Annotated in this window: 1 protein-coding gene; it reads right to left on the bottom strand. The window is 46.6% G+C overall.

From position 1 onward, the window contains the following. On the bottom strand, positions 1-590 hold a 590-nt coding region (locus R7Q48_RS29165), incomplete at both ends, for an HlyD family secretion protein (RefSeq protein WP_318133850.1).

The raw sequence follows: 590 nt of genomic DNA, 5'->3' as shown, positions 1-590 counted from the left end.
TCTAACGCGACGTCATCATGCATGAGTAATGTCACGGTTGCGCGGTCGTTAGGGGCAATGCCCGCGAGGTCTGTTTCTTTAAAGTAACCTTCAATCCAGAAGCTATTTTCATCAATAAGGGCGACAACAGGGGAGTTAGCGACCACTTGAGAGCCCACTCGAACGTTTAGATTGGTGATGTAACCATCGGTCGGCGCGTAAACTTTGGTGAAGTCCAAGTTAAGCTGCGCTTCTTCAATGTTTGCTTTCGCTAGTTCAACATTTGCCTGCGCTGTTTGTACGGCATTATGTAAATTGCTAAGAGTTAACGCAGGCACTGCACCGTGCGTACGTTTCTCTAATTTTCGCGCACGCTGTTCTTCATTTTGTGCCTTTGCTAGCAATGCAGTCGCTTGTTTCTGGTTTGCCAGTGCTTTGTGGTAAGACGCAACGTATGTGCTTGGATCAATCTCAAACAGCAAATCTCCCTTTTTTACTTTTGAGTTATCAGCAACATACACCTGCGTAACCTGCCCAGTGACTCGAGGCGTAATGGAGATAACATAGGCACTCACTTGTCCGTCTCGTGTCCATGGATTGTTTGTGTATGT

The organism is Vibrio sp. 378 (assembly GCF_033339435.1).
Note: the sequence above shows the minus strand (reverse complement) of the source record. Positions and strands in the feature narration are given on the sequence as shown.